Source organism: Microbacterium sp. DWRC1-3 (assembly GCF_049896645.1).
Classification (GTDB): Bacteria; Actinomycetota; Actinomycetes; order Actinomycetales; family Microbacteriaceae; genus Microbacterium; species Microbacterium maritypicum.
In genome coordinates this window covers 299261-324505 of the sequence record NZ_JAFCUS010000001.1, presented here as the reverse complement: position 1 = coordinate 324505, position 25245 = coordinate 299261, and the positions used below count along the sequence as shown (strand labels likewise).

The window sequence follows — 25245 nt, the reverse complement described above, 5'->3', positions numbered from 1 at the left end:
CCCACCGATGTCTGTTCCCATCTCGCGCGGGCACAACCCGCTGCGTGACCCCGATGACCGCCGTCTCAACAGGATCGCCGGGCCCAGCGCCCTCGTGATCTTCGGCGTCACCGGAGACCTCTCACGCAAGAAGCTGATGCCCGCGGTCTACGACCTCGCCAATCGCGGACTGCTCCCGCCCGGGTTCGCCCTGGTCGGATTCGCCCGCCGGGACTGGGAGGACCAGGACTTCGCGCAGGTCGTCTACGACGCCGTCAAGGAGCACGCGCGCACACCGTTCCGCGAGGAGACCTGGACCCAGCTGCTGCAGGGCATCCGCTTCGTCTCGGGCGAGTTCGACAATCCGGACTCCTTCCGCAAGCTCCGCGAGACCATCGAGAAGCTCGACGTCGAACGGGGGACGATGGGCAACCACGCGTTCTACCTGTCGATCCCGCCGAAGGACTTCCCGCTGGTGGCGAAGCAGCTCAAGGAGTCCGGTCTCGTCGGCGAGAACAGCGACGACGACGAGCGCTGGCGTCGCGTCGTGATCGAGAAGCCCTTCGGCCATGACCTCGAGTCGGCGCGGGCGCTCAATGCCGCGCTCGAGGTTGCCTTCCCGGCCGACTCGATCTTCCGCATCGACCACTACCTCGGCAAGGAGACGGTCCAGAACATCCTGGCGCTGCGCTTCGCGAACGAGCTGTACGAGCCGATCTGGAACCGCAACTACGTCGACCACGTGCAGATCACCATGGCCGAGGACATCGGCGTCGGCGGACGCGCGGGATACTACGACGGCATCGGTGCGGCCCGTGACGTGATCCAGAACCACCTGCTGCAGCTGTTGGCTCTCACCGCGATGGAAGAGCCGATCAGCCTCTCGGCTGAGCACCTGCGCGCCGAGAAGGAGAAGGTGCTCGCGGCGGTGCACGTCCCGGACGATCTCTCCCTCGCGACCGCTCGCGGTCAGTACGCGGGCGGGTGGCAGGGGGGCGAGAAGGTCACCGGCTTCCTGGAAGAAGAGGGGATGAACCCCGAGTCGACCACGGAGACGTACGCCGCGATCAAGCTCGAGATCGACACGCGCCGGTGGGCGGACGTGCCGTTCTACCTGCGCACAGGCAAGCGTCTCGGACGCCGGGTGACCGAGATCGCCGTCGTCTTCAAGCGTGCACCTCAGCACCTCTTCGGGCGCGGAAACGCCTCGGAACTCGGGCAGAACGCCCTCGTCATCCGCGTCCAGCCGGATGAGGGCGTCACGATCCGCTTCGGGTCGAAGGTTCCCGGCAGCGGCACGAACGTGCGCGACGTGACGATGGACTTCGGATACGGCCACGCCTTCACCGAGGCGAGCCCCGAGGCCTACGAGCGTCTGATCCTCGATGTCCTCCTGGGCGATCCGCCGCTGTTCCCGCGGCACGAGGAGGTCGAGCTCTCCTGGAAGATCCTCGACCCCGTGGAGAAGTACTGGGCAGCCGAAGGCGGCCCGGTCGAGCAGTACGCGCCCGGCTCATGGGGACCGTCATCCGCTGACGACCTGCTGGCCCGCGATGGACGAGTCTGGAGACGCCCGTGATCATCGACCTTCCCGACACCACCGTCAGCCAGGTCGCGAAGCAGCTGGTCAAGGTCCGCGAAGAGGGTGGAGCCGTCGCCCTCGGCCGCGTGCTCACGCTCGTGATCGCTGCGCGCAACGGCGTCGCAGAAGCGGCTATCGACGCCGCGAACGACGCCTCACGAGAGCACCCGATGCGGGTCATCGTCATCACCACAGGTGAGGGCGAGTCACGCCTGGACGCGCAGATCCGCGTCGGTGGAGATGCCGGCGCCAGCGAAGTCGTGGTCCTTCGCGCCTTCGGAGACGCCGCCAGCAACGAGGAGAGCCTGATCACCGGCCTCCTGCTGCCCGATGCTCCCGTGGTCGCCTGGTGGCCGGAGGCGGCCCCCGTGGCGCCTGCGCAGTCACCGCTCGGCAAGATCGCGCAGCGACGCATCACCGATGCCGCCACCGCGAACGACGTCCGCGACCGGCTCGCGCTCCTGGGCGAGACCCACGCCCCCGGCGACACCGATCTGTCGTGGACGCGTCTGACCCACTGGCGCGAGCAGCTCGCCGCTGTGCTCGACCAGCCGCCGTACGAGCAGATCACCGGCGTCGAGGTGCGCGGAGCCGCGGCCTCCCCGTCGACCGCGCTGCTGGCCGCCTGGCTGCAGATGGCGCTCGATGTTCCGGTGCGCTGGTCCTACGAAGACCCCGAGCACTGGGCGGAGGGCATCAAGTCGGTGCGCCTGACACGCGAGTCCGGCGACATCCTCCTGGAGCGCCCGACACCCGGCGTCGCCGTGCTCACGCAGCCGGGACAGCCGAACCACGACCTGCACCTGCCGCGACGCACTCTGCGCGAGTGCCTCGCAGAGGAGCTGCGTCGACTCGACCCGGACGTCCTGTACGGTCGAGTCATCACCGAGGGCTGGGAGAAGCTGGGTCCGCCCGAGACAGGAGAGTGACGTCGATGACGACATCGTCCGCAGAGAAGCGGGTCGTGGTGGAAGCCACGCCCGCAGCCCTCGCCACCCGAGTGGCCGACCGGTTCCTGACACGGGTGCGCGCGCGCACACGCAACGGTCGCATCGCGCACATCGCCCTCACGGGCGGTTCGATGGGCGGTGCGGTGCTGCGTGCGGCGTCCGAGCACCCGCGAGCGGCGGAGATCGACTGGTCGCTCGTGCACTTCTGGTGGGGTGACGAGAGATTCGTGCCGCGCGACGATGTCGATCGCAACTCGCTGCAGTCCCGACAGGCTCTCCTCGACCACATCCCTGTGCCCCAGGAGAACGTGCACGAGGTCGCCGGCCCTGACACCGGCTTGACCCTCGACGAGTCCGCGGCGGCGTACGCGGCGGACCTGGCGCGGTTCGGTACCGACGAGCATCCGTGGCCCTCTTTCGCCGTGTGCTTCCTCGGGGTCGGCCCTGACGGGCACATCGCCTCCCTCTTCCCGGATCGGGAGGAGGTCACGGTGACGGATGCCGCAGTCCTCGCCGTCCGCAACTCGCCGAAGCCGCCGCCCGAGCGTGTCACGCTGACCCGCCCGGTGCTCAACTCTTCGAAGCGGGTCTGGCTCGTGATGACGGGCGCCGACAAGGCTTCGGCTCTCGGCCTCGCTCTCGCGGGGGCGAGCTACTCGAGCGTGCCCGCCGCAGGCGCCAAGGGGCGCAAGCGCACGGTGTTCTTCGTGGATGAAGCCGCGGCCTCCGAGGTCTCGGTCGACCTGATCGATCAGGCCTACTGAGTCGGTGCCGCCACGCGCGGCCGCTCGGTTCGCTGTCGCTAGGGTCGCTCTGACGAACCGTCGTGCCACGGCGGCGTCTGCGGACGTCCCGAGCTATCCGAGTGCTCCGGAGCACTCGTCGCGGCGGACTGCGACGAGGGAGCCTCTCCAGTGCCGCCCTGCGATGATCCGCCTGGCGTGCTGCCTCGCTGGATTCCCAGATCCTGGCTGTCGCTGAGCACCTGAGGGTGGTAGCGGGCGAGCCCCACCACGCCCCAGACGGCGATGCCTCCGGCGACGGCGAAGATCACGAGCACCCACCACGGAGCCGCAGAGGCTTCGCCCAGCACGACCATTCCGATGAGCACGGCGACGAGAGGGTCGACGACCGTGAGCCCGGCGATCACGAGGTCGGGCGGACCCGAGCTGTACGCGGTCTGCACGAAGTATGCGCCGACAGCGGCCGCCGAGACGAGGGCGAGCACGCAGATCCCGGTGATCCATTCGAACTGACCGGCCTCGATGCGCTTGATGACGACCTTGGCCAAGGTGGCGACGAACCCGTAGAGGATTCCCGCGCCGATCACGTAGAACAGGGCGCGCATCCGGCGGCGCAGGATCAGCCAGCAGGCGCCGAGGACGATGATGACCACGAGCAGGAGCGCCAGGATCGTGAAGAGCTCACGGTCGGTGACATCCTGCTCGGTCGCGTAGATCGCCGCGAAGAACACGAAGAGGAAGATGCCACCCACGCAGCACACGATGGCGGTCAGCGACTGCCGCGTCGGCGAGTGGCCGGAGATCCGCGCGTTGAGCAAGGTGGTGATCACGAGGGCGATCGCCCCGAGCGGCTGGACGACGATCAGCGGCGCCTTCACAAGGGCGGCGAGCTGACAGATCACGGCGAGTCCGAGCATCAGCGTGCCGATGAGCCACGACGGACGGGTCAGGAGGCGCTTGAGCTGATCGAGGCTCAGGCCCGAGGCGCCGTTGGCCCCGCTGAGGCGTTCGACCTTCTCGACACCGCGGTGCTGATACTGGGCCCCGAGGGACATGAAGACGGCGCCGGCGAGAGCGAGCGGGATGCCGAGCAGCAGGTCCGGGTTCTGGAACGCGCCGACGAGCTGATCGCCGACGTCCTCGACCGTGTTCATCCACACCCCAGCATTCACAGTACGACCCTACCTGGCGAGTGCCGCCGACTAGGGTTGTGACGTGGCTGTACTTCCGATTCGCATCATGGGCGACCCCGTCCTGCACTCCCCCGCTTCCCCCGTCGACGAGATCACCGACGACGTCCGCGCCCTCGTCGCCGACATGTTCGAGACGATGGACACCGCCCCAGGGGTCGGCCTCGCCGCTCCGCAGGTCGGAGTGCCCCTGCGCATCTACACGTATGCCTATGTCGATGACGACGAACGACCCTGGCGCGGCGTTCTCATCAATCCCACACTCTGGATGGTGCCACTCGAACCGGGTGAACCCGACCCGGATCTCGAATCCGAGGGTTGCCTCTCGTTCCCCGGCGAGCGGTTCCCGCTGCGCCGGTCGGAGCGCGTCCACGTCACGGCCACCGACCTGGAAGGGCAGCCGGTCTCGATCGATGTCGACGGGTGGCGTGCCCGCATCATGCAGCACGAGTTCGATCACCTCGACGGCATCCTGTACGTCGATCGCCTGTCGGACAGCGACTGGAAGACCGCGCAGAAGATCGCCCGAAAGCGCGGGTGGGGACGCCCCGGCGCGAGTTGGATGCCCGGCGTCGACGACCTCGAAGGCTGAGCGCTCCCAGCCGAACCACAGCATCCTTCGAGTTGCGTCACAGACTCGCCGGGGGTTAGCGTGTTCGCGGCGGGGGCTTTTCGCATGCCTCCGCATCACGCTTCGGAGGGGAAACAGATCATGATGAAGATGCGCACTCGACGCGCCCTGATGCTCGCAGGATCGGCAGTGGCGCTCTCGGTCGCCCTCAGCGGGTGCAGCGCTCTCAACGGCATTCTCGGCGGCGGTTCCGGCGACGCCAACCGCGACGAGGAGAGCGGCCAGGTCACGGAGAGCTCGAACGTCGGCGTCTTCTCGGTGAAGCTGGGCGACTGCATGCTCGACACCGGTTCCGGCACGATGACCGAAGCCAACATCCTCCCCTGCACCGACCCGCACGACCAGGAGGTGTACTACGAGATCACGATGCCGGATGGCGAGTTCTCCGACACCGACATCGACGCGGCGACGCAGGAGTGCATCGGAGACGCGTACACGACGTTCGTGGGCGTGGCCTACCAGGACTCCGCATTCGATGTCACCACGCTCGTTCCCACCAAGGACTCGTGGGAGCAGAACAACGACCGCGTGATCCAGTGCATCGTCTTCGACCCGGCTGGGCAGACCACAGGTTCGCTGGCCGGCGCCGCGCGCTGATCCACCGTCTCAGAAGAGGGCCTCGCCATCCGGCGGGGCCCTCTTCGTCGTTCCGAGGGGTTCAGCCGTCCGACGCACGCAGCGCGAGCCAGGCGGCGACGCGATCATCAGGATCCGACAGCGAGAGACCGATCAGGTCCTCGATCCGTCTGATCCGCGCGGCCAACGTCTGCCGGTGGATCCGCAACCGCGTGGCGCGCTCACCCCAGGCGCTGTTCGCGGAGAGGAAGACGCGCAGGGTCTCGATGAGCTCGGGTTGCTGCTCGACGCCGCGCAACGGATCCAGAAGCCGACCGATCCGCTGCGTCTGGTCCGCATCCAACTGTCCGAGCACGAACGACACCGTCGGGATCGATGCGTAGCGGACGACGCGCTCCCCACCCGCACGAGCCGTCTCGCAGGCCTGTCGGGCCTCGTCGACACTGCGGGCGAGCGTATCCGTCGTGGCCGGGCGCCCGAGTCCGAGATAGAGCGTCGAGGCGAAGGCCTGCGCCCGATGCGCGATCTCCTGCGCATGATCCTCGCGCACGACGCCGCGGATGAGTCCTCGTTGCGCGGCGAAGACATGCTCGGCCCCGAGTTCGTCGAGCCACAGCGCGAGCAGGTGCTCGACGTCCACTCCGCTCGTGCGTGAGGCCAGGGCGAACCCCACGAGGCTCCGCTCGTGCACGCCCCAACGTCGGAGGAGCCGTGTCGCCTCCTCCCCTCCCTCCAGCACGGTCTCCAGCATCATGGATCGGCCCAGGCGTTCGAGGTGGCTGCTGTCCCGGGTGCGCATCAGGAGATCGAGCAACGCTGCGGCCTGAGAGCTGAGCTCCCTCCCTCGACCGGAGCTGTCGTTGCGCGGCGCGGTGACCAACTGCGCGGTGATGTCCTGCCCCGGACCGACAGGATGCACCTGAAGCGCGCGGTGGCGCACCCGCACGGGGCGGCCGACAGCGACCGCGATCGCATCGTCGATGTGCAGACTCCCCGCGCCTGCGGTCGTGATCACTTCTCCGTGGCGGTCGAGGAGCACCGCCCATCCGTCGATCCGGTGCGCGAGTTCGGCGATGACGCCGGTGATCCCGCTGCGTCGAGCGGCGAGCGTGAGCACCCGCATCGCCGAGGTGATCGCTCTCGCCTCGGCCGCCTGGTCGACGGCGAGCAGGGTCGTCAGCGTCGGCATCAGCAGCTCGTACGACGTGCCCGCTCGGACGATAGCGGTAACGCCGCCCTCCTCGAGCATGCGCCGGACCGCTGGCGTGTCCGCGCCGGTGACCACGACCACGTCCCGGAAGAGGGTGAGCCGGTCCGCATCGTCGGCGAGTTCGTCCCACTGCGCGGCGTCGACGACGACGAGAGTGGCGAACAGGCGGTCGGTCGGAGCGCCGAAGGACTCGAGAGCGACGACCGAGTTCACATGCCGGGCACTCGACACCCCGCCATGCAGCAGCTCACCTTGGAGGTATCGCGCCACGGAGGCGACATCACGAGCCACACCTTGATCATACAAAGTGTGAACGGGTGGCACTCCATCCACATATTTGTCGGATGCCCGACGGTCAGCACTCTCCTAGCATCGTCGGCATCCCCTCTCCACCCGAAGGATGTCATGAAAGCTGTTGTCTTCCGCGATCCCCAGTCACCGATCGAGTTCGTCGACGTCGACCTCGCACCCCCGCGCGCGGGTGAGGTGCGCGTGCGCATCGCCGCTGCCGGCGTGTGCCACTCCGATCTGCACGTCAAGCGCGGCGAGTGGGATGCCGCCGCTCCCCTGGTCATGGGCCACGAAGGCTCCGGCGTGGTCACCGAACTCGGCGAAGGTGTCACGACCCTCGCTGTCGGCGATCACGTCGTCCTGAGCTGGGTACCGCCGTGCGGTGAGTGCCGCTACTGCCGAGCCGGTCACGAGGCCCGGTGCCAGAAAGTCGCCACGGTCGTCGCTCCCCTCGGAGTGCTGTTCGACGGCACGTCCCGCCTCAGCCGCGACGGTGAACCGCTGCACCACTACCTCGGCGTCTCCTCGTTCGCGGAGGAGGTCGTGGTTCCCGCATCCGGTGCGGTCAAGGTCCGAGACGACGCCCCGCTCGACGTCGTCGCCGTCGTCGGCTGCGCCGTGGCCACCGGCGTCGGCGCGGTGCTCAACACAGCCGCCGTCGAGCCCGGCTCCACCGTCGTCGTCATCGGTTGCGGCGGCGTCGGACTCAACGTCGTCCAGGGCGCACGACTCGCCGGCGCCGAGCGCATCGTCGCGATCGATGTGCGTCCCGAGAAGACCCAGATGGCGCTGCAGTTCGGTGCGACCGACCGTATCGACGCGTCGCAGGGTGACGCCGTCGCCCAGCTGCGCGAGCTCATCCCCGACGGCGTCGACTACGCGTTCGACGCGATCGGTCGCACGTCCACGACCGAGCAGTCGATCCAGATGCTCGGTCTCGGCGGCGCCGCCGTCATCGTCGGGCTTCCTCCCACGGGCGCCCGCGCATCGTTCGAGCCCCTCGTCCTGGCCGAGGCCGATCAGCGCATCCTCGGCTCGAACTACGGCTCCGTGCGCCCCTCGATCGACGTTCCCGCTCTCGTCGACCGGTACATGGACGGCCAGCTCAAGATCGATCCCCTGATCTCGGGGCGGCGCCCGCTGTCCGAAGCCGCCGCCGCGCTCGACGACCTCGAGGCCGGATCCGCGCTTCGCACGCTCCTCATCCCCTGACCGCCCTCGGCGGACCCCACCCCCACCCCTGAAACCCGAATCCAGGAGAACCATGTCAGACACCGTCGTCGCCCCGCCTGGCGCACCCAAGGATGCCGGTCTTCGCACCGGCGTCATGAGCGGACCCGAACTCGCCGCCCAGGCCATCGCCAACATCGCCCCCAGCGCCGTCATCGCCTTCACCGCAGCGGCGATCTTCCTCGGTGCGGGTAACGGCACCATCTACGCCTTCGCTCTCGCCACCATCGTCATCCTGTGCGTGGGCTACTGCGTGGTGGTGTTCGCCCGCAAGCACGCCTCGGCCGGGTCCCTCTACACCTACGTCTCGAAGGGACTCGGCCCGTTCGGCGCGTTCCTCGCCGGCGTCACGCTGCTGATCGGCTGCTTCGGCATCGCCGCGGCCTCGCTCAGCGGATCCGTTAGCTACATGGCGCAGTTCCTGAGCATGCTCGGCCTCCCGGCACAGGGACTCGGCTGGGACATCGGTCTCGCCATCGTGCTCGGCGGCCTGGCGACGCTGTTCACCATCCGCGGCATCCGCCTGTCCGCCCGCGTCTCGCTCGTCCTCGAGCTCGTCTCGGTCGGGATCATCCTCGTGCTGCTGATCGCCGCCCTCGTCTGGGCCGGCCCGGCCGCGTGGGACCCCGCGCAGGTGCTCGCCACCGGTTCGTCGTTCCAGGGCGTCGCCTCCGGCATGGTGCTCGGCATCCTCGGCTTCGTGGGCTTCTCCTCGGCCGACGCGCTCGGTCGTGAGGCCAAGGAGCCGTACAAGGCCATCCCCCGCGCGATCATGTGGAGCGCGCTCGGCGTGGGTGTGCTGTACGTCTTCGCCGCGTACACGCAGATCACCGTGCTCGGGGACGATCTGGCCACCTCGTCCAGTCCTCTGGAGAGCATGTCGGCCCTGATCGGCATGCCGGGCTGGTTCGCCGCCGTGCTCACGTTCGGCGTCTCCGCGTCGTTCTTCGCCGTGGTCGTCGCCCCGCTCAACGTGATCGGACGCATCGTCTACGTGATGGGCAAGGAGGGCGTCGTCGCGGAGCGGTTCGGGCGCACGCACGAGCAGCATCTGACGCCGCACCGCGTGCTCATCATCGCCGGCGCTGCGGCCGTCGCGGTCGACATCGTGCTGCTGGTCTCGGGCGCCGCGACCGGAGAGATCCTCGTCTGGGTCAACACCTGGGGCACCTACGGCTACATGGTGGCCTACGCCCTCGTCGCGATCGCCTGCGTCGTCTACACGCAGCGGGCGAAGATGCGCAACGGCCTCGTGAAGGCGTGCGCGACCGTCGCCGTCGTCACGATGGGGTACGTGTTCTTCGCGAACGTCTGGCCGGTGCCGGCATTCCCCTACAACGTGATCCCGTACGTGTTCCTGGCGACGGTGGCCCTGGCCCTCACGCGATACGCCTACCTGGCGCGTCGTCGCCCCGATGTCATCGCCCGCATCGGCAACACCGAGACGAGTGCGATGGAGGGCGTCGGCTGATCCTCTCTCGCCGCCGTGCAGAAGAGCCCCTTCCATCGAAGGGGCTCTTCTGCGTCCAGCCCATTGCTCGACTTCACGGGGAAACGAGAGAAGCCCCCTCCGTGGAGGGGGCTTCTCTCGTTGGCTCCCCGGCTTGGACTCGAACCAAGAACCTGCCGGTTAACAGCCGGCTGCTCTGCCAATTGAGCTACCGAGGAATGTGCACCGCTGAGCGGGCAACTCGACAAGCTTAGCAAACTCCGGGAGGTGTTCACGACACCGAGGCGCCGTTCGGGGATGCCGGGCGTGTCGGACTCAGTGCCGCGAATCCGACTCCGCGTTCGGCACCCAGAGCAGATCCTTGCCCACGCCACGGGCGACCACGTGCCCACTGCGGAGCATCAAAGTCTCGGCATTCAGCTCGCGGATGAAGTCGGCGTCGTTGGTCACCAGGAGAGCGGCCATCGACTGCTCCTTGCGGCGACGGGTGATCGCATCGAAGACGACCGGCCGCACCTCGAGGTCGAGGTTCGCGAGCACCTCGTCGGCGATGAGCACCTTCGGCTCCAAGACGAACGAGCGGGCGATCGCCACACGCTGACGCATGCCGGCACTGAGCTCATAGGGGAACTTCGCCGCCGTGCCGAGGGGCAGGTGCAGCTCGTCCAGCAGCGTCGCCACACGGATCGAGAGCGCCTTCGTGTTCACCCGACGCTCGCGGATGAGGATCGGCTCCGCGATCACCTCGTTCACGGTGAGCCGCGGCGGCAGGTCGGCGCCCGCACCCTGCGGTACGAATCCGGTGCGATAGGTGAGGATCCGGTGCTTGCGGCCAGGCCGGCGCACATCGACGCCGCACACCTGGGCCCTCCCTCCGACGACCTTGACCGAGGGATCGGTGGAGCCGGCGAGGGCGGCGACCAGCGTCGACTTGCCGGAGCCGGTGGGCCCAGCGACGCAGATCAGACCGCCGGGCGCGAGCGAGAAGGTGACGCCGTCGACGGCACGCGTCGGCATCCCGTGGCCGATGCGGTCGATCACCAGATCAGAGCAATCGATCGCGTTCGTGGATTCGGGCCTGCGGGACATGACTCCATCCTGCCCTCTGCGCGATGCCGGTCGGGGTTACGACTCGGCGAAGCGCTGACGCTCCGCATCGATGTCGCGCAACCGCATCCGCAGCGCGCGGCCTCCGTCGGAATCCGCGGGCACTCGCTGCACCGCACCGAGGAGCTCTTGCTTCTCGCGCTCGAGCTGACGGAGCACGAGTCGACGGGTGAGGTCGGCCACGGTGGCGACGGCTCGCTCTTCGTCGCGGGCGGGGAACGGCGTCATCAGCAGCTCCCCCGCGAGCGAACGGTAGGGCTCACGGACGCTGTTCACCGCCTCGGTCACCCACCCGGCTCTGGTGCGGTCGGGGGCGGCGGCGACGGCCTCGCGCACGGCGTCGAGACCGGGGGTCCGGAACGGCGCCTCCAACGCCCTGTTGAGGAGGGCCTGATCGACCTGATGGCCGTACTGCAGGGCGCCCATCAGCGCGTCGCGTTCGACGGCGACGTCGGGGCTGCGCGGCAGGCTCGACAGAGTGACCGGAGCGACGACGGGAGCACCCGTCACCGCATCCGTCAGCGGAGCCTCCCGACGCACCTGCTGCGGAGTCGACGCGCCGCGTGCCGCGCGTTCGACCTCGCTGCGCACCTCGGTGGGATCCATCCCGAGCCGGCGCGCCAGCACCCGCTCGTATCCCGGACGAAGAAGCTGGTCGCGGATCTCGGCCACGATGGGCGCGGCCGCACGCAGCGCACCGACCCGCCCCTCGACGGTGGAGAGGTCGAAGCCGCCGAGCTTGCGGTCGATCGCGAACTCGAACATCGGCTGCTTCGCGTCCATCAGCCCGCGCACGGCCGCATCTCCGCGCTGGAGTCGCAGGTCGCACGGATCCATGCCGTCAGGGGCGACGGCGACGAAAGTCTGCGCGTTGAACCTGTCGTCCTCCGTGAATGCACGCAGGGCCGCCTTCTGTCCCGCTTCGTCTCCGTCGAAGGTGAAGACGACCTCGCCCGAGGCGTTGTCGTCGCCCATCACCCGGCGCAGGACCTTGATGTGCTCGGTGCCGAACGCCGTGCCGCAGGTGGCGATCGCGGTCGTGAGACCCGCGAGGTGGCAGGCCATCACATCGGTGTATCCCTCAACCACGACGACACGGCGAGGATCCCCGCGAGCGATGTCGCGCTTGGCGAGGTCGAGCCCGTAGAGCACCTGCGCCTTCTTGTAGATCGGCGTCTCGGGGGTGTTCAGGTACTTCGGCCCCTGGTCGTCGTCGAACAGTTTGCGCGCGCCGAAACCGATGGTCTGTCCCGACACGTCCCGGATCGGCCACACCAGCCGCCCGCGGAAGCGGTCGTACACGCCGCGCTGCCCCGTCGAGACGAGACCGGCGTTGCTGAGTTCCTCACGCGTGAATCCCTGCGCGGTGAGGGCCTTGAGCATCCCGTCCCACCCGCGCGGGGCGAAACCGACTCCGAAATGCGCGGCAGCACCAGCATCGAACCCGCGCTCGCCCAGGAAGCGACGCCCGGCCTCGGCATCGGGGGTGAGCAGTTGCGCACGGAAGAACTCCGCCGCCGCGGTGTTGGCAGCGTACAGACGGCTGCGACCGCTGGTCTCGGGAGCCGCTCCCCCGTCTTCGTAATGCAGCGTGTATCCGATACGCCCGGCGAGACGCTCCACGGCCTCGGTGAAGCTGACGTGGTCCATCTCCCGCAGGAACGAGTAGACGTCGCCGGATTCCCCGCAGCCGAAGCAGTGGTAGTACCCCACCTGCTGGCGCACATGGAAGCTCGGGCTCTTCTCGTCGTGGAAGGGACACAGTCCCTTGAGGGATCCGACCCCGGCCGATCTGAGAGCCACACGCTCACCGATGATGTCGGCGATGTTCGTCCGCGCCTTCACCTCGTCGACGTCGGCCTGCAGGATCCGCGGCATCAGTGCGCCCCTTCGACCACGGGCAGCCGCTCGGCGTGCGCCTGCGCGCCCGGACGGGGGTGACGCGGAGTCCAGATCCCGACCTCGGCCGGATCGATCTCGCCGACGAGCCGGTTGTGCCAATCGATCGCGCTCTGGTCGGTGAGGCTCGCGATCTGATCCACCACGACCCTGGCGCGCTCGGCGTCGTTCTGCGCGGCGACGAAGTCGGCCGCGAATGCAGGCTCGAGCACATCGGAGCCCGCGGACCACAGCGCGTCGGTCGACCAGAGGGCGTCGGCGAGCCGCTTCAGCACGCGTCGCTGCTCCTTGTAGACGCCCTTGCGGGCTTCGATCGTGACGATCGCCTGGCCCATGATGCCCTTGAGGACCGCGATCTCCACCTCGATCACGCGTGGCACGACGACGTGGGCGTTGTAGCGCACCAGGGCGGTCGAGCCGTACGCCTCCTTCGTGGCGGAGACCGAGGCACGGGCGAAACGTCCGATCAGGTCGCTCGTCAGGTTCTTGAGTCGGGCGAGTGCCTGACGGGAGCGGTCGAACGACGACAGCCACATCGGCTGCGATGCCAGGCGGTACAGAGCATCGGCGAGCTCGTCGCGCGTGAAGTCGTAGCCCACCCACTGCTGGATGCGTCCGACGAGGGCATCGTGCTGGCGCGGATCGGCGAGCTGGGCGACGTCGACGTAGCCGTTGACGATCGCATCCTCGAAGTCGTGGACCGAGTAGGCGATGTCGTCGGAGAGGTCCATGATCTCGGCCTCGATGCAGCGCAGACGCCCCGGTGCCCCCTCGCGCATCCAGCGGAAGACCGCCTCGTCTTCGGGGTACACGCCGAACTTCAGGCGACCACCCGGGTCCGGAACCGGGCTGTCGACCGTCCACGGGTACTTGCACGTGGCGTCGAGACTGGCGCGGGTGAGGTTCAGTCCGACCGAGCGGTCATCGTCGTCGAGGACCTTCGCCTCGAGTCGGGAGAGGATGCGCAAGGACTGCGCGTTCCCCTCGAACCCTCCGATGGGCTCAGCCCATTCGTTGAGCGCCCGCTCGCCGTTGTGGCCGAAGGGAGGGTGGCCCAGGTCGTGGCTGAGGCACGCGGTGTCGACGACATCGGCCGAGACGCCGAGGGCGACCGCGAGCTCACGCCCGACTTGTGCGACCTCCAGGGAATGCGTCAGGCGGTTGCGCGCGAAGTCGGCTGTGCTGGCGGGGCTGAGCACCTGCGTCTTCGCGGCGAGCCGGCGCAGCGCTGCGGAATGCAGCACCCGCGCGCGGTCGCGGGCGAAGTCGTTGCGCTCGGAACGGTGGGTCTCAGCGAAGAAGCGCTCGGCGTCGCGTGCGTCATAGCCGTCGGCACGCAGGCCGACCTGGGGATCAACCACCACTGTTCTCGATCTCCGCTCCACGCATCATCTCGGAGGCCGACGATGCGAGCTCCCGAGACTCCAACCACTTGTCGGGCAGCGCCGTGCGCTTGGGGTGACCTGACCGACCGCGCTGGCCCTCGGCATCCGCGCCTGGGTACGGCGCGGTGTGGTCGAGGCGCCCGAGGAAGTCGTCGATCTCCGCGAGGCTGGACGCGGTGGCGAGCCCCGTGCGGATGTCGCCGCCGACCGGATACCCCTTGAAGTACCAGGACACGTGCTTGCGCACATCGCGGCACCCGCGGTCCTCATCCTCGAAGAACTCGACGAGAAGCTCTGCGTGACGCCGGAAGGCGTTCGCGACGAATCCGAGCGTGGCATCGACGGTCTTGCCCTCACCGCCGAAAGCCGTCGCCAGCTCGCCGAACAGCCACGGGCGTCCGAGGCAGCCGCGTCCGACCACGACGCCGTCGCAGTCGGTCTGGGCCATCATGCGCACCGCGTCGTCGGCCGACCAGATGTCGCCGTTGCCCAGCACAGGAATGCTCGTCACGGCCTGCTTGAGCTCGCCGATGGCATTCCAGTCGGCGAAGCCGGAGTAGAACTCGCTCGCGGTGCGGGCGTGGAGGGCGACCGCAGCCGCACCGGCATCTTCGGCCGCGCGCCCGGCGTCGAGGAACGTCAGGTGATCGCGGTCGATGCCCTTGCGCATCTTCACCGTGAGCGGCACGTCACCTGCGGCCTTGACGGCCTGGTCGACGATGTCGGCGAACAGCTTCGATTTCCAGGGCAGCGCCGCTCCCCCGCCGCGGCGGGTGACCTTCGGCACCGGGCACCCGAAGTTGAGGTCGATGTGGTCAGCGTGATCCTCGGCCACGATGATGCGCACCGCCTCGGCGATGGTCTTCGGGTCGACGCCGTAGAGCTGGATCGACCGCGGCGTCTCCGACTCGTGATGGCGGATCAGCCGCATCGTGGTCTCGTTGCGCTCGACCAGGGCACGCGAGGTGATCATCTCGCTCACATAGAGCCCGGCGCCGTACTCACGGCACAGACGCCGGAAGGCGGTGTTGGTGATCCCCGCCATGGGGGCGAGGACGACCGGCACGTCGAGATCGATCGGACCGATGCGAAGGGGGCGGGCGGGGGCGGTGGCGAGAGTCATGTCCCCTCCATTCTCCCAGACGCAGAGCCACGAGGGATGCTGCGATCTAAGCTGTGAAGTATGACCGATTCCGCGCTCCGCACGATCCCGTTCACCGACGCGAAGGGCGAGGAGAAGACCCTCGACGATCTCGGCGCCGACGTGGTGCTGGTCGTGAACGTCGCCTCCAAGTGCGGCCTCACGCCCCAGTACGAGCAGCTCGAGGAGCTGCAGCGTCTGTACGGCGACCGCGGGTTCACGGTCGTCGGCTTCCCGTGCAACCAGTTCTTCGGCCAGGAGCCCGGCTCGGTGGACGACATCCTCGAGTTCTGCTCGACGACCTACGGCGTCACGTTCCCGGTCAACGACAAGGTCAAGGTGAACGGGAAGAACGCCGCGGAGCTCTACAAGGCGCTCAAGGAGACCCCGGACGCCGGTGGCAAGGCCGGCCGGGTGGAGTGGAACTTCGAGAAGTTCCTCGTGCTGCCGGACGGGGACGTCCTGCGCTTCCGCCCGAAGCAGAAGCCGGACGCCCCCGAGATCGTCAGCGCGATCGAAGCGGCTCTGACCCGCTAGACCGCTGCGGTCTCCGTCTCGCTCTCTCCGCGCTTCGACCAGAGGTCGCGAAGGACGTTCTCGAATGCGGCGGGCGGCTGGGCGCCGCTGATGCCGTACTGGCCGTCGACGACGAAGAACGGCACGCCCTGGATGCCGTAGGCGCGAGCCTGAGCCTGGTCCTGGCGAACGGCCGGAAGGAACTCTTCGCTCTCGAGCGCCGCACGTGCTCGATCGGCGTCGAGGCCGACCTCGACCGCGAGGTCGACGAGGTCGTCGATGCGCCCGACGTGCTTGCCCTCGGTGAAGTAGGCGGACATGAGCCGCTCCTCCATCTCGTGCTGACGCCCCTCGGCCTTCGCGAAGTGCAGCAGCTCGTGTGCCTTCACCGTGTTGGTGTGCTGCAGCAGATCGAAGCGGTACTCGAGCCCCGCGTTCGCGGCCACGCCGGTCACGTTCGACAGCATCTGCTCGACCTGCTCGCGCGGCATGCCCTTGTGCCCGGCGAGGAAGTCGACCTCGTCACCGTCGAAGTCGACGGGAGTGTCGGGCGAGAGCTCGAACGAATGGAAGGTGATGTTGACCTGCGGCGCATCCTCATCGGCCGCGACCGCTTCGAGACCCTTCTCGAGGTTGCGCTTGCCGATGTAGCACCAGGGGCAGGCGATGTCGGACCAGATGTCGATGGAGATGGGTTCAGTCACACTTTCATCCAACCGCATGCGCCTATGAGCTATTCCTCGGCGCCGCGCCACGGTGGGTAGGATTCTCGGATGCTCTGCGCCGACGATCCGCTCCCGTTCACCCCGGAGCGGGTGCTGGTGGCCGGCGTCTCCGGATCAGGGAAGACCACGTTGTCTGGTCGCATCGGCGCACTGTGGGGGCTCCGCCACATCGAGATCGACGGCCTGTTCCACGGGGCGAACTGGACTCCGAGGCCCGAGTTCCTCGACGACGTGCGCGCCTTCGCCGCCGAGGATCGATGGGTCACCGAATGGCAGTACACGAGCAAGGGCACCGACGCGATCCTCGCACCGCGCGCCCAGCTCGCGCTCTGGCTCGACTACCCCTACCGTGTGGTGCGCGGCCGTCTGATGCGGCGCACCCTGGCCCGAGGCATCCTGCGGCGAGAGCTCTGGAACGGCAACCGCGAGAAGGGACCGTGGAACCTCCTCAACCGCGATCCCGAGGAGAACATCCTGGCGTGGCAGAGGGCGACACTGCACAAATGGCACGAGCGGTTCCCGGAGATGCAGGAGCGCTTCCCGCACCTCACCGTCGTGCGGCTACGGCATCCGCGGGAGACGGAGCGATGGCTGCGGTCTCAGGCCGACGCGTCAGGAGTGTCGATCGCGCCGCCGAAGCGGCGGTCCCGGGCGAGGTAGACGCCGATCGCCCGCCACAGTTCCTCACGTGAGAAGTCGGGCCAGAGCGTGTCGAGGAACACCATCTCGGCGTATGCGGACTCCCACAGCAGGAAGTTCGAGGTGCGCTGCTCCCCCGAGCTGCGCAGGAACAGATCGACGTCCGGCATGTCGGGCACGTAGAGGTTCCGACGGATCATCTTCTCGCTGATCGCCTTGGGCTTCACGCGCCCGGCGGCGACGTCTTCGGCGATGGCCCGCATCGCATCGACGAGCTCGACCCTGCCGCCGTAGTTCACGCACATCGTGAGGGTGAGCACGTCGTTGTCGCGGGTCAGCTGCTCGGCGTACTGCAGCTCCTTGATGACGCTCCCCCACAGCCGGGGCTTGCGGCCGGCCCAGCGGATGCGCACGCCCCATTCGTTGAGCTGGTCACGACGGCGATGCAGCACATCGCGGTTGTAGCCCATGAGGAAGCGGACCTCTTCCGGAGAGCGCGCCCAGTTCTCGGTGGAGAAGGCATAGACCGAGAGGTGCTTCACTCCCGCCTGTATCGCGCCGGCGACCACGTCGAGCAGCACCTCCTCGCCCGCTTTGTGTCCTTCGATGCGAGTGAGTCCCTGGCGGTTGGCCCAGCGTCCGTTCCCGTCCATCACGATCGCGACGTGCGCGGGTACGGCGCGGAACGCGGGCGGATGCACGCCCGTCCAGTCCAGCGGGCGATAGGCCACGGCGTCTTTGTGCGTGTACGGCTTCGGGCTCACCGTTCTCCTCCTGAAGTGATGTCGGACACGTGGGCGAGCGAGCGGATGCCGCGCTCCAGGTGCCATTGGGCGTAGGCGGAGACGAGTCCGGACGCAGCGGCGGTGTCGGCGTGCGGAGCGGCGTCGATCACGTCCCACTCCCCCGCGATGAGAGATCGGAGCAGGCCCAGTGTCTTCTCGGCGACGCGCGGGCTGCCGGCGGGGGCGCAGTTCTGGCACACCACGCCGCCCAGCTGCGCGACGAACCGCGAGTGCGGCCCTGGTGTGCCGCACCGTGCGCACTCGTCGAGCGAGGGCGCCCACCCAGACAGCGACATGACCCGCAGGAGGTACGAATCGAGGATGCTCCGGGCGACGTGCTCACCGCGCGATAGCGCCCGCAGTCCACCCACGAGGAGCAGGTACTGGTCGGGAGTCGCCTCCGCGTCGCTCAGGCGGTCGGCGGTCTCGACCATGGCGTTCGCCGCGGTGAAGCGGTCGTAGTGCGCGGCGATGTCCGTTCCGTAGGAGCCGAGCGACTCGGCCTGCTGCACGATATCGAGGGAGCGACCCTGGTAGAGCTGCACGTCGGCCACCATGAACGGCTCGAGCCTGGCACCGAATTTCGACGACGTCCGGCGCACACCCTTGGCCACCGCCCTGACCTTGCCGTGGCGTCGCGAGAGCATCGTGACGATGCGATCCGCCTCACCGAGTTTGTGGGTGCGCAGGATCACCGCTTCGTCTCGATAGGTGGGCACCCTTCGATTATCCTCCGTGCGCGAGAATGGACGCGTGACCGAACCGCTCTTCACCATTCCGCTGTGGGCGGACCTGCTCGGCGTCGGCCTCGGCGGGGTCCAGGGCGCGATGTTCGCATCGGGGTTCCAGGGCCAGCGTCGGCTCGATTGGCTGGGTGTCGCCATCATCGGCATCATGATCGGCATGGGCGGAGGTCTGATCCGCGACATCCTGCTCGGACAGACGCCCGCGACGCTCCAGAACCAGTGGTATCTGGTGACGGCAGGCGGCGCCGCGCTCCTCGGGATGCTGCTGTCCGGCCTCTTCACCCGCCTGAACACGGCGATCGTCGTGCTCGATGCCGTGGTGATCGGCATGTTCGGCGCTTTCGGGACGAGCAAGGCCCTCGCATTCGGCATCCCCGAGGTGCCGGCCGTCTTCATAGGCGTCTGCGCCGCCGTCGGCGGCAGCGTGCTCCGCGACATGCTGATGGGCTTGCCGACCGCGATCATGCACGTCGGCTCGCTCTACGCTGTGGCCGCCGGCGCGGGGTGCACGTTCATCGTGATCGCCGTCGCTCTGGGGATGCCGATCACACTCGCCGCGGTCGTCGGCATCGCGGTCACCGCTGTCATCCGGGTCCTCGCTGTGACCTTCGACGTCTCCCTGCCGGAGCAGCGGCGCATCTACCGTCGCAAGGTCGCCGCCGAGACGGGTGCCATCGCGATCGTCAAGCCCGGCATCGACCTCTGACGCGGGCGGCATCCCGAGCCCGGCTCACGCCGTGAGGACGAGGAGACCGCACGCGCCGACGTGCCCTGCGCGGACGACCGTCAGCGCAGATACAGGCGACGGCGGCCGGGATCCGCAGGGGATTCCGGCCGCCGTCGCCTGTGCGAGGACGATCAGACCGCCGCGAGCTCCTGCTGACGCGTGCGGATCGAGCGATTCACTCCCGACACGATCGCCTTGAGCGATGCCGTCGAGATATCGCCGTCGATGCCGACGCCCCACAGACGCTGGTCACCGACCTGCAGTTCGACGTAGGCCGCGGCCTGCGCGTCACCGCCGGCGCTGAGAGCGTGCTCGACGTAGTCGTACACCGTGATGTCGAAGCCCTGTGCGCGCAGCACCTCGACGAAGGCAGCGACCGGACCGTTGCCGTTGCCGGTGACAGACACCTGCTGGTCGTCGTCGCGCAGCACGACGTCGAGCACGACCTCGCCGGACATATCGCTGCGGGTCTGCGTCGCGAGCAGTTCGAAGCGTCCCCACTTGGCCGCGGTGTCGGCGGCGGGCAGATACTCGTCGTTGAAGATCGACCAGATCTGGTCGCTCGTGACCTCGCCGCCCTCGGCATCGGTCTTCGCCTGCACGACACCGGAGAACTCGATCTGCAGCTTGCGGGGCAGGTCGATGGCGTGGTCGGCCTTCAGCAGGTAGGCGACGCCGCCCTTGCCGGACTGCGAGTTGACGCGGATGACGGCCTCATACGAACGCCCCAGATCCTTCGGATCGATGGGCAGGTACGGCACCGCCCACTCGATGTCGTCGACCGTGACGCCCTCGGCCTCGGCACGAACCGCCATGGCCTCGAAGCCCTTCTTGATCGCGTCCTGGTGCGATCCGCTGAACGCGGTGAAGACCAGGTCGCCCGCCCACGGGCTGCGCTCGGGCACCGGCAGCTGGTTGCAGTACTCGACCGTGCGCTTGACCTGGTCGATGTCGCTGAAGTCGATCTGCGGGTCGATGCCCTGGGTGAACAGGTTGATGCCCAACGCGACGATGTCGACGTTGCCCGTGCGCTCTCCGTTGCCGAACAGGCAGCCCTCGATGCGGTCCGCGCCGGCCATGTAGCCGAGCTCAGCGGCAGCGATCGCGGTACCGCGGTCATTGTGCGGGTGCAGCGACAGGATCACGTTCTCGCGATGCGCGAGGTGGCGGCTCATCCACTCGATCGAGTCGGCGTAGACGTTGGGCGAGGCCATCTCGACGGTCGCCGGCAGGTTGATGATGACCTTGCGGTCGGGGGTGGGCTCGAAGACCTCGATCACCTGGTTGCAGATGTCGACGGCGAACTCGAGCTCGGTGCCGGTGTAGCTCTCGGGCGAGTACTCGTAGTAGACCTTCGTGTCGGGAATGGTCTTCTCGAACTGACGACACAGGCGTGCACCCTCGAGCGCGATGTCGATGATGCCCTGCTTGTCGGTGCGGAACACGACTTCGCGCTGCAGCACGCTCGTGGAGTTGTAGAGGTGCACGATGGCCTGCTTCGCGCCGGCGATCGACTCGTAGGTGCGGGCGATGAGGTGCTCACGAGCCTGGGTCAGCACCTGGATCGTGACGTCGTCCGGGATCAGGTTCTCTTCGATGAGCTGGCGGACGAAGTCGAAGTCCGTCTGGCTCGCCGAGGGGAAGCCGACCTCGATCTCCTTGTACCCCATGCTGACGAGCAGCTCGAACATCACGCGCTTGCGCTCGGGCGACATCGGGTCGATCAGGGCCTGGTTGCCGTCGCGGAGGTCGACCGCGCACCAACGGGGCGCCTCGGTGATGCGGGCGTCGGGCCAAGTGCGGTCAGGCAGGTGGACGTTGATCTGCTCGTGGAACGGCCGGTACTTGTGGATCGGCATCGCGGACGGGCGCTGAGTGTTCTGCATGATGGGGCTTCTTCTCTTCGTCAAGATGAACGGGCCAACACAAGCGCCGCGACGAGGAAGGCCCTAGCTTTAGGACTCGTCGCGGCAGCTAAGAAGAAGCAGACCGCCGAAAGGCATGAGGTCATGGTAGCAGGGATGCCATGACGGTTTCGACGAGGCTGAGACGATCACGGCGGTGACGACACTCCCCGGTATGAGCACATCGCAGCGTCGCCTGGCCATCGCCGCGGCCTCAGCCGTCGGCCTCCTGTTCCTGAGCGCGTGCACGTCGGGCCCCGGAAGCTCCGCGGCCCCTACGAGCACGACGGTGCCCTCCGACCAGCGCCTCGAGAACGTCCGCCCCGATCTCCCTGACGGGCGCGTCATCGGGGTGGGCACGGTGCTGGACGTGGCAGGCGACGTGCAGCTGTGCATGGGCGCGATCAGGGAGTCGTACCCTCCGCAGTGCAGCGGAGTCCCTCTCGACGACTGGTCCTGGGAGGGCGTGGAGGGAAGCGAGTCCAGCGGGGAGACCACCTGGGGGGCCTATGCCGTGTATGCGACCTTCGACGGCGAGCGACTCACCAACACCGACGCACCCATCATGCTCGCGCTGTACGACCCGATCGCTCCGGAGGATCCGACGGGCGGGGTGGACGGCGCGACGCCGAGCGATGAGCTCACCCGGATCCAGGACGACATCTCCGCACGTCTCGGCGAGGAGGCACTCGCTCTCCGCACCGATCGCGGGTACGTCTGGCTGAGTGTCGTGTGGGACGACGGAAGCATGCAGGATGCCGTCGATGCCGAGTACGGCGACGACGTCGTGATCGTGGCCTCCGCGCTCCGCGAGATCGACTGATCTACGGGACCAGCGCGAGCTTGCCGCCGGGATGCCCGGTGGCGAGAAGCCGATGCGCCACGGGTGCCTCGCCCAGGGCAAAGGCGCGGGCCACGGGGACGACGAGATCGCCGTTCTGCGCCAGAGCGATCAGCTCGCCACGCACCTCGTCGCGGAAGCGGGCGCTTTCGGGCATCGAACCCGCGATGAACGTGATGCCGTCGGTCGCGGCTCTACCGGCAGCGGCGATCGTGACGATCCGCCGACGGTCTCGGACGAGTTCGAGGGACACGTCGACAGCCTCGTTCGTCCCCACCGCATCCAGCGCCGCGGCGATCGGATCGCCCGCCAGATCGCGCACGCGACCGGCGAGCCCCGGGCCGTACTCCACCGGAATGCCCCCGAACCGTCGCACCTCCTCAAAGCGGGCCTCGCTCGCCGATCCGATGACGCGGACGCCACGGAGTCGCGCCTGCTGCAACACACTCACCCCGACAGCGCCGGAAGCGCCATGGAGAAGGATCGTCTCCCCCGGCGCCGCACCGGTGACGGCGAGCATCTCCGCGGCGGTCGTGCCGACGAGCAGCAGGTTCGCCGCCTCAGGATGCGTGAGAGTCGACGGCTTCGCGAACACCTTCTCGGCGGGCACGGTGATCTCTGTCGCGTAGCCGCCGCGCACGCGGAAGGCGATGACCTCGTCACCGATGTCGACGGCGCCCGAACCGATCCGGGTGTCCGCGCCGATCGCCGAGACCTCCCCCGAGATCTCGTACCCGATCGGCACGGGCAGTTCGGCGCCCGGGCGGGCGGCAGCCACATGCTTCGCGTCGGCGGGGTTCACCCCCGCGGCACGGACGCGGATCCTGACCTCGCCCGTTTCGGGAGCAGGGACGTCGTGTTCGACGAACTCCCACGTCTCAGGAGGGCCCCACGCCGTCGCCAGCCATCGCCAAGCCATCATCATCCCTTCGCGAGGACGTGTCGAGCATCACCCAGAGAGCTCGAGAGCCCGAGAGCTGCTCAGAGCACGCACCTGATCAAGTTCGGAGTTCCTGAGACGTTCGTCCAGCCTCCCGCATTCGCGGTCGCCAGCACCGTCGTGCCGTTTCGAGCTTGTGCATAGCCCGTGCTGCGGGCATTGGCCAAGGAACGCATGGCGTACTGAGACGAGTTCGGTACGGGGAGACTCGTCGAGCAGGCGCCCCAACTGACATACATATTGACCAGGGACCCAGAAGTGTAGGCGCAGATCTTGCCGGTAGCACAGCTCCCGACTGATCGGGCCGCCAGCCCCGCGGAGCCCAGCACCCGCAGATCCATGTCCCACTCCGCCCAGTAGGCGTGGGTGGCATCGATCACGACACCACCAGGGATCTGACTCAGGGCCTCCGCGATCTCCGGATGGACATTATCCATGTCCGTGCTCGCACTCGCCATCAACGGCGTGATCATGGTCGTCAGAAGCGAAGCGATCGTCATCGCGGCAAGAACAGTCAGCTTCTTCACTCCGCCTCACCTTCACTTAGGCCCCACATGCGATAGCCCGTCACCGCGCCGACGGGGGCCGCTCCGACGTCACGCAGGGCTATGGTCTCCAGCCCGACGATCCGCCCGGTGTCAGCCGATACGAGAAGCACGTTGCTCGCGTCACCGTCTCCCGACACCATCCGCATCCCTAGAACGGAACGGCCGAGTCGGTCGGTCGCGATGCCGAGTCCCTCGACTCCCGCCGTGTTCTCGACGATGGACAGGAGTTCGGCATGCTGCGCGTTGGTGAGAGTCCACTGCTCGATGAGCGATGTGATCGCCGTGGCGACCTCGAACGCGTTCGGCGAATCCGGCATCCCGAATGCGTGGAGCGCCGCCATGAGCTCATCGTGCGACGCACCCGGTGCCTCCGGAACCGGCGTGCTGAACTCTCCTGGTGACATCACGAGATCCATGGTCACCTCACCGCTGCTGCGGACCTCGGCGCTGTTGTTCGCGACGGCGTCAGTGGATTCATACGGCACGCCGGCGTACATCACCACCCGCCCGGAGAGATCCGCGTTCCAGGTGAGCACAGAGAACTGCGGCGTGATCTTCGCGTCATCGAGAGAGAGGGTCCACGATGCGGCGCGCACGTGACGCTCCGGTTCCGCGGGCCCCGGAACCGCCGCGAGATCGACCTCGGCGGCATCGACGATCTCCGCAACCGTCTCCGATTCACCGAAGGCCAACGGAGACGGAGTCCCTGCGACCGCGGCTCCCGTGGGCATCATCAGCGTGAAGGCCACCGCAGCGCATGCGGCCGCGGCGACGAGACCCGAAGCCCATCCGACAGCACGCACTCGACGACGACTCGGTGCCGTGCTCGTGCGGAGGATGCGGTCACGTGTGGCAAGCGCCCGCGCATCGGGCGCAGCGTCACGGAGCGTCGGCGCGGGGTCGGCTTCGCTCAGCATCCGTTCGAGCACGGCGTTCTCAGTCATCACCCGTTGTCCACCCCCTCCAGTCCCAGCTCCGCGCACAGGCGATGCCGCGCGCGTCCCAGCGTCTTGCGCACCCGGAACTCGGAAGCACGCATCAACTCCGCGATCTCCCCCACCGCGAGTCCATCCCAGTACGTGAGCATGATGATACGCCGCTGAGCTGGGGTGAGGACAGACAAGGCCCGGAGGACTTCGACGCGGTTCCGTTGATCCGGCGGAGCATCATCGCATGAGACGCCCACATGCACCGCGTCGAGCGCGCCATACGGAGTGGACGATCGACCCGAACGCGCACGTAGCCTCCGATCCGCGGCGCGCAGCAGCCAGACGCGACTCGGCGGTCGCGCGGGTCTGAGCTTCGTCCACGCGAGAAGGAACACCTCCGAGACGATCTCGGTGACTTCCTCCTCCGCACCGACCACACCCTCGATGTGATGGCGCACTGCCGCCCAGTGCTCGTCGAACACTCGGGTGAAGACCTCGGTGCGCAGCGGATCCGGGTCTTCGCTGCGACCGCTCATGTCGCCGGGGTCGGCGGTCTTCCCGCCGCCATCGACGTGGTGCCG

The 25245-nt window shown here is 68.1% G+C and carries 25 protein-coding genes and 1 tRNA gene; 11 read left to right on the top strand and 15 right to left on the bottom strand.

Annotation, left to right across the window (positions count from 1 at the left end; translation table 11 throughout):
• Nucleotides 1–7 precede the first annotated feature (7 nt).
• From zwf to pgl, 3 genes are read left to right on the top strand one after another with little or no spacing between them, the layout of a single operon-like run.
• The gene (gene zwf, locus ACP699_RS01555; protein WP_017830394.1) at nucleotides 8–1558 is read left to right on the top strand and encodes a glucose-6-phosphate dehydrogenase; all 1551 of its coding nucleotides are present in this window, start codon (nucleotides 8–10) and stop codon (nucleotides 1556–1558) included.
• Nucleotides 1555–2490: a glucose-6-phosphate dehydrogenase assembly protein OpcA gene (locus ACP699_RS01550; RefSeq protein WP_055867726.1), complete on the top strand. Its 936-nt coding sequence runs from the start codon at nucleotides 1555–1557 to the stop codon at nucleotides 2488–2490. Before zwf ends, ACP699_RS01550 begins: the two co-directional genes overlap by 4 nt.
• A gap of 5 nt (nucleotides 2491–2495) precedes the next feature.
• Entirely contained in the window at nucleotides 2496–3275 is a 780-nt protein-coding gene (pgl, locus tag ACP699_RS01545) for a 6-phosphogluconolactonase (RefSeq protein ID WP_031206051.1), read from the top strand.
• Between the two features lie 38 nt (nucleotides 3276–3313).
• On the opposite strand, the gene ACP699_RS01540 is transcribed toward pgl, so the two are convergent.
• A complete protein-coding gene (locus ACP699_RS01540; RefSeq protein WP_426171509.1) occupies nucleotides 3314–4408 on the bottom strand; it encodes a DMT family transporter in 1095 nt (364 codons plus the stop codon).
• Between the two features lie 61 nt (nucleotides 4409–4469).
• Here ACP699_RS01540 and def point away from each other — a divergent pair, with 61 nt between their 5' ends.
• Both def and ACP699_RS01530 read left to right on the top strand, forming a co-directional pair.
• A complete protein-coding gene (def, locus tag ACP699_RS01535) occupies nucleotides 4470–5036 on the top strand; it encodes a peptide deformylase (protein WP_426168598.1) in 567 nt (188 codons plus the stop codon).
• Between the two features lie 129 nt (nucleotides 5037–5165).
• The gene (locus ACP699_RS01530; RefSeq protein ID WP_426168595.1) at nucleotides 5166–5672 is read left to right on the top strand and encodes a hypothetical protein; all 507 of its coding nucleotides are present in this window, start codon (nucleotides 5166–5168) and stop codon (nucleotides 5670–5672) included.
• Between the two features lie 61 nt (nucleotides 5673–5733).
• Here ACP699_RS01530 and ACP699_RS01525 read toward each other — a convergent pair whose 3' ends face one another.
• On the bottom strand, nucleotides 5734–7152 hold the full coding sequence (locus tag ACP699_RS01525; RefSeq protein ID WP_426168592.1) for a PucR family transcriptional regulator: 1419 nt from the start codon (nucleotides 7150–7152) through the stop codon (nucleotides 5734–5736).
• A gap of 114 nt (nucleotides 7153–7266) precedes the next feature.
• Between ACP699_RS01525 and ACP699_RS01520 the strand changes: the two genes are divergently transcribed.
• Together ACP699_RS01520 and ACP699_RS01515 are read left to right on the top strand one after the other, a co-directional pair.
• Nucleotides 7267–8364, top strand: coding sequence for an alcohol dehydrogenase catalytic domain-containing protein (locus ACP699_RS01520; protein WP_055867714.1), 1098 nt, complete (start codon nucleotides 7267–7269; stop codon nucleotides 8362–8364).
• A gap of 52 nt (nucleotides 8365–8416) precedes the next feature.
• Nucleotides 8417–9853, top strand: coding sequence for an APC family permease (locus ACP699_RS01515; RefSeq protein WP_055867711.1), 1437 nt, complete (start codon nucleotides 8417–8419; stop codon nucleotides 9851–9853).
• Between the two features lie 121 nt (nucleotides 9854–9974).
• Here the strand turns inward: ACP699_RS01515 and ACP699_RS01510 are convergent.
• From ACP699_RS01510 to dusB, 5 genes are all read right to left on the bottom strand, one after another.
• Nucleotides 9975–10050 (bottom strand) — tRNA-Asn (locus ACP699_RS01510).
• A gap of 97 nt (nucleotides 10051–10147) precedes the next feature.
• The gene (locus tag ACP699_RS01505) at nucleotides 10148–10921 is read right to left on the bottom strand and encodes an ATP-binding cassette domain-containing protein (protein ID WP_017830385.1); all 774 of its coding nucleotides are present in this window, start codon (nucleotides 10919–10921) and stop codon (nucleotides 10148–10150) included.
• A 36-nt stretch (nucleotides 10922–10957) separates the two neighbouring features.
• Nucleotides 10958–12817, bottom strand: a complete 1860-nt coding sequence (gene dnaG, locus ACP699_RS01500; protein WP_055867709.1) for a DNA primase — start codon at nucleotides 12815–12817, stop codon at nucleotides 10958–10960.
• Nucleotides 12817–14202, bottom strand: a complete 1386-nt coding sequence (locus ACP699_RS01495; protein WP_055867706.1) for a deoxyguanosinetriphosphate triphosphohydrolase — start codon at nucleotides 14200–14202, stop codon at nucleotides 12817–12819. Before ACP699_RS01495 ends, dnaG begins: the two co-directional genes overlap by 1 nt.
• The gene (dusB, locus tag ACP699_RS01490) at nucleotides 14192–15346 is read right to left on the bottom strand and encodes a tRNA dihydrouridine synthase DusB (RefSeq protein WP_055867704.1); all 1155 of its coding nucleotides are present in this window, start codon (nucleotides 15344–15346) and stop codon (nucleotides 14192–14194) included. The genes ACP699_RS01495 and dusB overlap by 11 nt, the downstream gene beginning before the upstream one ends.
• A 60-nt stretch (nucleotides 15347–15406) precedes the next feature.
• On the opposite strand from dusB, the gene ACP699_RS01485 reads away from it, so the two are divergent.
• Entirely contained in the window at nucleotides 15407–15901 is a 495-nt protein-coding gene (locus ACP699_RS01485) for a glutathione peroxidase (RefSeq protein ID WP_017830381.1), read from the top strand.
• Here ACP699_RS01485 and ACP699_RS01480 read toward each other — a convergent pair.
• On the bottom strand, nucleotides 15898–16584 hold the full coding sequence (locus ACP699_RS01480; protein WP_055867703.1) for a DsbA family oxidoreductase: 687 nt from the start codon (nucleotides 16582–16584) through the stop codon (nucleotides 15898–15900). The two genes, ACP699_RS01485 and ACP699_RS01480, sit on opposite strands and share 4 nt — an antisense overlap.
• Before the next feature lie 69 nt (nucleotides 16585–16653).
• Between ACP699_RS01480 and ACP699_RS01475 the strand changes: the two genes are divergently transcribed.
• Nucleotides 16654–17265: an AAA family ATPase gene (locus ACP699_RS01475; RefSeq protein WP_055867701.1), complete on the top strand. Its 612-nt coding sequence runs from the start codon at nucleotides 16654–16656 to the stop codon at nucleotides 17263–17265.
• Here ACP699_RS01475 and ACP699_RS01470 read toward each other — a convergent pair.
• Both ACP699_RS01470 and recO read right to left on the bottom strand, forming a co-directional pair.
• Nucleotides 17205–18008: an isoprenyl transferase gene (locus ACP699_RS01470; RefSeq protein WP_055872405.1), complete on the bottom strand. Its 804-nt coding sequence runs from the start codon at nucleotides 18006–18008 to the stop codon at nucleotides 17205–17207. The genes ACP699_RS01475 and ACP699_RS01470 overlap by 61 nt on opposite strands.
• Nucleotides 18005–18748 carry a DNA repair protein RecO gene (recO, locus tag ACP699_RS01465; RefSeq protein WP_055867697.1) on the bottom strand — a complete coding sequence of 248 codons (744 nt, stop codon included), beginning with the start codon at nucleotides 18746–18748 and terminating at the stop codon, nucleotides 18005–18007. The genes ACP699_RS01470 and recO overlap by 4 nt, the downstream gene beginning before the upstream one ends.
• Nucleotides 18749–18782: 34 nt before the next feature.
• On the opposite strand from recO, the gene ACP699_RS01460 reads away from it, so the two are divergent.
• Nucleotides 18783–19481 (top strand): trimeric intracellular cation channel family protein, encoded by a 699-nt coding sequence (locus ACP699_RS01460; protein WP_055869141.1) that lies wholly within the window; start codon nucleotides 18783–18785, stop codon nucleotides 19479–19481.
• 152 nt (nucleotides 19482–19633) lie between these two features.
• Here ACP699_RS01460 and leuA read toward each other — a convergent pair whose 3' ends face one another.
• Complete coding sequence (gene leuA, locus ACP699_RS01455; protein WP_055867695.1) at nucleotides 19634–21388, bottom strand: 2-isopropylmalate synthase; 1755 nt, start codon at nucleotides 21386–21388, stop codon at nucleotides 19634–19636.
• Between the two features lie 193 nt (nucleotides 21389–21581).
• Here leuA and ACP699_RS01450 point away from each other — a divergent pair, with 193 nt between their 5' ends.
• A complete protein-coding gene (locus ACP699_RS01450) occupies nucleotides 21582–22229 on the top strand; it encodes a hypothetical protein (RefSeq protein ID WP_256934339.1) in 648 nt (215 codons plus the stop codon).
• A 1-nt stretch (nucleotide 22230) separates the two neighbouring features.
• Here the strand turns inward: ACP699_RS01450 and ACP699_RS01445 are convergent, their stop codons facing one another.
• The 4 genes from ACP699_RS01445 to ACP699_RS01430 form a co-directional block, all read right to left on the bottom strand.
• Nucleotides 22231–23166: a quinone oxidoreductase family protein gene (locus tag ACP699_RS01445; RefSeq protein WP_426168577.1), complete on the bottom strand. Its 936-nt coding sequence runs from the start codon at nucleotides 23164–23166 to the stop codon at nucleotides 22231–22233.
• A 62-nt stretch (nucleotides 23167–23228) separates the two neighbouring features.
• Nucleotides 23229–23714, bottom strand: coding sequence for a hypothetical protein (locus ACP699_RS01440; protein ID WP_426168574.1), 486 nt, complete (start codon nucleotides 23712–23714; stop codon nucleotides 23229–23231).
• On the bottom strand, nucleotides 23711–24679 hold the full coding sequence (locus ACP699_RS01435) for a hypothetical protein (RefSeq protein ID WP_288968748.1): 969 nt from the start codon (nucleotides 24677–24679) through the stop codon (nucleotides 23711–23713). The genes ACP699_RS01440 and ACP699_RS01435 overlap by 4 nt, the downstream gene beginning before the upstream one ends.
• The gene (locus tag ACP699_RS01430; protein WP_426168571.1) at nucleotides 24679–25200 is read right to left on the bottom strand and encodes an RNA polymerase sigma factor; all 522 of its coding nucleotides are present in this window, start codon (nucleotides 25198–25200) and stop codon (nucleotides 24679–24681) included. The genes ACP699_RS01435 and ACP699_RS01430 overlap by 1 nt, the downstream gene beginning before the upstream one ends.
• Nucleotides 25201–25245: the final 45 nt, after the last annotated feature.